Annotated in this window: 4 protein-coding genes; 2 read left to right on the top strand and 2 right to left on the bottom strand. The window is 61.3% G+C overall.

The annotated features are described in order from the left end of the window. On the bottom strand, positions 1 to 1,308 hold a 1,308-nt coding region (locus RDL77_RS21650; protein ID WP_288194660.1), incomplete at its 3' end, for a dicarboxylate/amino acid:cation symporter. A 307-nt stretch (positions 1,309 to 1,615) separates the two neighbouring features. Between RDL77_RS21650 and RDL77_RS21645 the strand changes: the two genes are divergently transcribed. Further along, positions 1,616 to 3,412 (top strand): ATP-binding protein, encoded by a 1,797-nt coding sequence (locus RDL77_RS21645; protein WP_288194659.1) that lies wholly within the window; start codon positions 1,616 to 1,618, stop codon positions 3,410 to 3,412. A gap of 2 nt (positions 3,413 to 3,414) precedes the next feature. Next, the gene (locus RDL77_RS21640) at positions 3,415 to 4,779 is read left to right on the top strand and encodes a sigma-54 dependent transcriptional regulator (protein WP_288194658.1); all 1,365 of its coding nucleotides are present in this window, start codon (positions 3,415 to 3,417) and stop codon (positions 4,777 to 4,779) included. Here RDL77_RS21640 and RDL77_RS21635 read toward each other — a convergent pair. Continuing rightward, positions 4,748 to 5,899: a LacI family DNA-binding transcriptional regulator gene (locus RDL77_RS21635; protein WP_288194657.1), complete on the bottom strand. Its 1,152-nt coding sequence runs from the start codon at positions 5,897 to 5,899 to the stop codon at positions 4,748 to 4,750. The two genes, RDL77_RS21640 and RDL77_RS21635, sit on opposite strands and share 32 nt — an antisense overlap. Positions 5,900 to 6,060: the final 161 nt, after the last annotated feature.

Genomic DNA, 6,060 nt, shown 5'->3' with positions numbered 1-6,060 from the left:
GGCTTCGTCTTCGCTGACGCCGCCATGCAATGCGCGGTCAAGCTGGCCCTTGTCGAGTTCGCCTTCCCAGCGGGCAACAACGATTGTTGCGACCGCATTGCCCACAAGGTTGGTCAGGGCACGGCATTCCGACATGAAGCGGTCGATGCCGAGGATCAGCGCCATGCCGGCGACCGGCACGGCCGGAACCACGGACAGCGTTGCCGCCAGCGTGATAAAGCCGGCACCGGTGATACCGGCAGCGCCCTTGGAGCTGAGCATGGCCACCAGCAGCAGCAGAACCTGATCGGTCAGGGTCAGCGGCGTGTTGGTTGCCTGGGCAATGAACAGCGCAGCCAATGTCATGTAGATATTGGTGCCGTCCAGGTTGAAGGAATAACCGGTCGGAATGACGAGGCCGACGACGGACTTCTTGCAGCCAGCCTTTTCCATTTTCGCCATCAGTGTCGGCAGGGCAGCTTCGGATGAGCTGGTGCCGAGAACGAGCAGCAGTTCTTCCTTGATATAGCGGATCAGCGCGAAAATCGAGAAGCCGTTGTAGCGGGCGACGGCACCGAGGATGATCACCACGAAGAGGATCGACGTCAGGTAGAAGGTTCCGATGAGGAACAGCAGGTTGGCAACCGATGAAATGCCGTACTTGCCGATGGTGAACGCCATGGCGCCGAAGGCACCGATGGGAGCAGCCTTCATCAGAATGGCGACCAGCTTGAACACCGGTGCGGACAGCACATGCAGGAAGTTGGTGACCGGCGCGGCGCGCTCGCCGACCATGGCTAGTGATACACCGAACAGAACCGAGAAAAACAGCACCTGAAGAATGTCGCCGGAAGCAAAGGCACCGACGATGGTCGTCGGAATAATGTTCTGCAGGAAGCCGATGACGCTCTGTTCATGCGCCTGCTGCGTGTAGGTGGCGACCGAGGCCGGATCAAGCGTTGCCGGATTGATGTTCATGCCGGCACCGGGCTGCACGACATTTGCAACGATGAGGCCGACGATCAGCGCCAGTGTCGAGAAGGTGAGGAAGTAGATCATCGCCTTGCCGGCGACGCGGCCGACTTTCTGCAGATCGCTCATCCCGGCGATGCCGGTCGTCACGGTCAGGAAAATGACCGGAGCAATGATCATCTTCACCAGCTTGATGAAGGCATCGCCGAGCGGCTTCATGCTCGTGCCGGTATCCGGATAATAATGGCCAAGCGCGATGCCGATGGTGATGGCAACGATGACCTGGAAATACAGATGGGTATAGATTGGTTTCTTGACGCGCGGCTGCGGTGCTGCGCTGATGGTCACAGGACTCATGTCTTCCTCCATGGTGCGAGCCGCGTCTGGCAGAAACCCTGTCAGCCTCCCGGGCCCTTCTTGTTCTCGAGAACAACGCATGCGTTCTCTGGAAAGGCATAAGCAAGCACCGTGCCAATCTTAATTTATTTGATAATATATTGATTTTATTGCATATTATTTCTATCCTCCGGGCGCGGGATATAAAAATGTGCGGAATTTCGCACAAACAGATTGTCAATCGTGCGGATATATGCACAAATCAGCCATGGACCGCCCCCTGCCAAACGATGCCGATATACTGCCCCGGACCGGGGGATTCAGCACCATGGGCAAAATCGTCTATGGCGCCCTGGCCGTTTTCATCATCCTCGGCGCCCTGCTGGCCGCCAATGATTACGGCCGCAACCGCGCCTATGTCGCGCTGGAAACCCGGGCGAGAAGCGCGGCGGAACTCAATGCCGTCCTGCTGCGGACCGTGCTGGAGAAGCAACGCTCCCTGCCCTTCGTCCTCTCGCAGGACCGCGACCTCATCAGCGCGCTGTCATCCCGCAGCGAAAGCATGCTGCATCTTGTCGACCGCAAGCTGGAAAGCCTGATTGAAGGCACGCACGCGTCCGTCATCTATCTCCTCGATGCAAAGGGCACGGCCCTGTCGGCCAGCAACTGGCAGGAACCGACCAGCTTTGTCGGCGTCGACTACAGTTTCCGCCCCTATTATCTGCGCGCACTCGCCAATGGCAGCGCCGAGCACTATGCGCTCGGCACGATCAGCAAACGGCCGGGCCTGTATATTTCGCGGCGCATCGACGGTCCGAACGGCCTGCTTGGCGTGATTGTCGTCAAGGTCGAGTTCGACGAACTGGAGGCCGACTGGCGCCGGAGCAGCGACCCGTCCTATGTCCTTGATCCTCGCGGCATCGTGCTGATCACCAGCTTTCCCGAATGGCGCTTCATGGCGCAGGCACCGATCCCGGCCGAACAGCTCGGCCCGATCCGGGAAAGCCTGCAGTTCGGCAATGCGCCGCTCGAACCTTTGAACGTCGCGCCCGCCTTGACAACCGCGACGCCGGACAGGGTAACCGCCCAGCTGCCGGGCTCCAGCCAGGACGCGGAATATGTCCGGGTCCGCGTTCCCGTGCCGACAACCAGCTGGATCCTGCAATTGCTGACCCCGGCCGGCGCGGCGGTGAGCGAAGCCATCCGTGCCGCGCAGCTCGCGGCCCTGGCGGTCATTGCGCCTGTCCTCGGCTTCACCGCGTTCTTTCTGCATCGCCGCGGCCTGGCGCTGCAGCGCCTGCAGGAGCAGGAACTGGCGCGCCGCGAACTGGAGCGCCGCGTCGCGGAACGCACCGAAGCGCTGAGCACCGCGCATGCCGAACTGGTGATGCAGGCGGAGGAGCGGCAGAAAACCGAAAACAAATTGCAGACCGTGCAGCAGGAACTGGTGCAGGCCAACCGCCTTGCCATTCTCGGGCAGGTGACGGCGGGCGTTGCGCATGAGATCAACCAGCCCGTGGCGGCCATCCGCGCCTATGCCGACAATGCCGCGACGTTTCTGTCGCGCAATCAGGTCGAACCGGCCAGGGAAAACCTGTCGGCCATCGCGGGCCTGACCGAACGCATCGGCAGCATCACCGATGAACTGCGCACCTTCTCGCGCAAGGGCACCGGCGATGCCGGTCCGGCTGACGTCAGCGACGTCATCGAAGGCGCGCTGCTGCTGCTCGGCAGCCGTTTCCGCCAGACGGTCGGCAAGATCACGACCGAGACGCCGCCGGCCGGGCTGAAGGTGCATGGCAACCGTATCCGGCTCGAACAGGTGCTGATCAATCTGATGCAGAACGCGCTGGAGGCAACCGAAGGCGGGCCATCCAGCCGGATCAGCGTCGGCTACGCCGTCGCCGATGACGAGGTGCAATTGACCGTGGCCGATAACGGCCCCGGCATTCCCGATGACATCATGCAGGCGCTGTTTACCCCCTTCAATACCTCCAAGGACCGCGGGCTCGGGCTTGGCCTGGTCATCTGCCATGACATTGTCGCCGAGTATGGCGGACGCATCGAAGTGGACAGCAGCAGCGCCGGCACCCGATTCACCGTCCATCTCAAAAGGGTTGCCTGATCATGAGTTTCCAGCCGCAAATCGCGTTTGTCGACGATGATGACGACCTGCGCAACGCCAACAGGCAGACGCTGGAACTTGCCGGGTTCAGCGTGATTCCGTTCGCCGATGCCATGAGTGCCCTGCGCTTCCTGACACCGGAATTCGCCGGCGTCGTCGTCAGCGATGTCCGCATGCCGCATGTGGACGGACTGGAATTTTTCCGGCGCCTGCGCGCGATGGACGCGGACCTGCCCGTCATCCTGATCACCGGACATGGCGATATCGAAATGGCCGTCGAGGCCATGCAGGAAGGCGCCTACGATTTCATCGCCAAACCCTATCCGGCCGAGCGCCTCGTCCAGAGCATCCGCCGCGCCGCAGACAAGCGCCAGCTTGTCATGGAAAACCGCCAGCTGCGGCAATTCATGGAGGCCTCCGACGAAACAGTGCCGCTGATCGGCCAGACACCCGTGATGCAGAATCTGCGCAAAACGCTGCGTCATGTGGCCAATGCCGATGTGGACGTGCTGATCGCCGGCGAGACCGGCAGCGGCAAGGACGTGGCCGCCGGTCTCCTGCATGAATGGAGCCGCCGCAGGCAGGGCAATTTCGTTGCGCTCAACTGCGGCGCCCTGCCGGAATCGGTGATCGAAAGCGAGCTGTTCGGCCATGAGGCCGGAGCCTTCACCGGCGCGCAGAACAAGCGTATCGGGCGGATCGAACATGCCAGCGGCGGTACATTGTTCCTCGACGAGATCGAAAGCATGCCCTTGGCCACGCAGGTCAAACTGCTGCGCGTTCTGGAAATGCGGGAAATCACGCCGCTTGGCACCAATGAACACAGGCCCGTGGACCTGCGCGTCGTCGCCGCCGCCAAGGTGGATCTCGGCAGCCCCGAACAGCGGGCGAATTTCCGCGAAGATCTGTTCTACCGTCTCAATGTCGTCACGGTCTCGATCCCTCCCTTGCGTGAGCGCAAGGAGGATATTCCGCTGCTGTTCACGCATTTCCTGCATCGCGCCGCCATCCGCTTCAAGACGGAACCGCAGGAAATGAACACGGCGATGCGCGCGCGGCTGATGGATCATGACTGGCCCGGCAATGTGCGCGAACTCGCGCATTTCGCCGAGCGGGTTGCGCTGGGTCTGGATGAAATGACCAGTGAACACACGCCGTCGCAGGCCAGCACGCTCACCCTGCCCGAAGCCATGGAACGCCATGAGGCAAAACTCATCCGCGAGGCCCTGACCGGCAACAATGGCGATGTGAGGACGACGATCGAGGCCCTGGGCATTCCGCGCAAGACATTCTACGACAAGCTTCAGCGCCACGGCATCGACCGGGCTGATTATGTCAAAGGAAAGTCACACCCGGACCAGACCTAGCACCGTTCAACCCGGCGCGCTCCGTCACCGAGAGACGCTCGACCAGCGGGCATTCGAGCTTGGTGATGGGATAGCGCGTGCTGCTCTCCGGGGCATAGCTGTCGAGCTGTTCGATGGCCCAGCGGCCCATGGCCCGGTGCGGCAGGACGGATGTGGTCAATTGCGGGTGCAGGTGCCGTGATATTTCTTCATCGTCATAGCCGATGACCGAAATATCCTCCGGGATGCGGATGCCCGCTTCCTTCAGCGCTTCGTAGCAGCCGATGGCGGTCCGGTCATTCTGGCAGAAAATGGCAGTGGGCCGGTCCTTCAGCGCCAGCAGCGTCTTCGTCGCCTTGTAGCCCGCGCTTGCCGACCAGTCGCCCTCGATCACCAGTTCCGCATCGAAGGGGATATCGGCGGTCGCCAGTGCCCGGCGATAGCCGCGCAGCCGATCCTTCGCCGCCTCCATCCACGGCTCGCCAGTGATGATGCCGATGCGCCGGTGGCCGTGCTGGATCAGGTGGCGGGTCGAGTGCTGGCCGCCGGCAATCTCGCTCGGAACGACCGCCGGAAAAGCATAGTCGGCGGTATAGCAGTTGAGGAGCACCAGCGGGATATCGAGATTGTAGAGGTAGTCCGGCAACGTCACCTCGCGGGTAAAGATCGCCATATAGATCAGCGCGGAAATCCCCTGCTCGCGCAGGGCGCGGATGGTGCGCGGCTCCATCTCTGGATCATTCAATGTCTGGGCAACCAGAATGATGTTGCCTGCATTCCACGAGGCCTGCCGCGCGCCCTCAATGGCAACGACCGCTTCGGGACTGGTTGCCAGCTGGTCGACCACGAAGCCGATCTTGCCGTCGACCGCAGGCGCATAGGCATCATGGCTGTCCAGGTGGGCAAAGTTGGGCGCGGCATAGCCGAGCGAGCGGGCAGCCTCGATCACGCGTTCGCGCGTTTCCGCCGCCAACTTGATGCCCGGCGTCTTGTTGAGCACGAAGGATACCGTTGCCTGCGAACAGCCGGCGATGCGCGCGATATCGGTCATCGTCACGCGCTTGTTGACGCGTTTGCGCCTGGCCGTGACCCGGACGGGCTTTTTCTTTTCAGTGGTCACATCATCCACTGTATCATTCATTCGAAAACAGCCCTTTGCCACATGCGAGCACGGCTGAATCAATCAAACCGCGTGGGAATGATTATGCAGCGAAACACCGGCTAATCAACATAAATAATTATTGACTAATTTTTATAAATGAAGATGATCAGGCCAGTGGAATTTCCACGCTCTGAATTTCT

It is taken from the genome of uncultured Phyllobacterium sp. (assembly GCF_902479695.1).
In the GTDB taxonomy this organism is placed as follows: domain Bacteria; phylum Pseudomonadota; class Alphaproteobacteria; order Rhizobiales; family Rhizobiaceae; genus Phyllobacterium; species Phyllobacterium calauticae.
The sequence above is the reverse complement of the archived record's forward strand: the minus strand, read 5'-3'. Positions and strand labels throughout refer to the sequence as shown.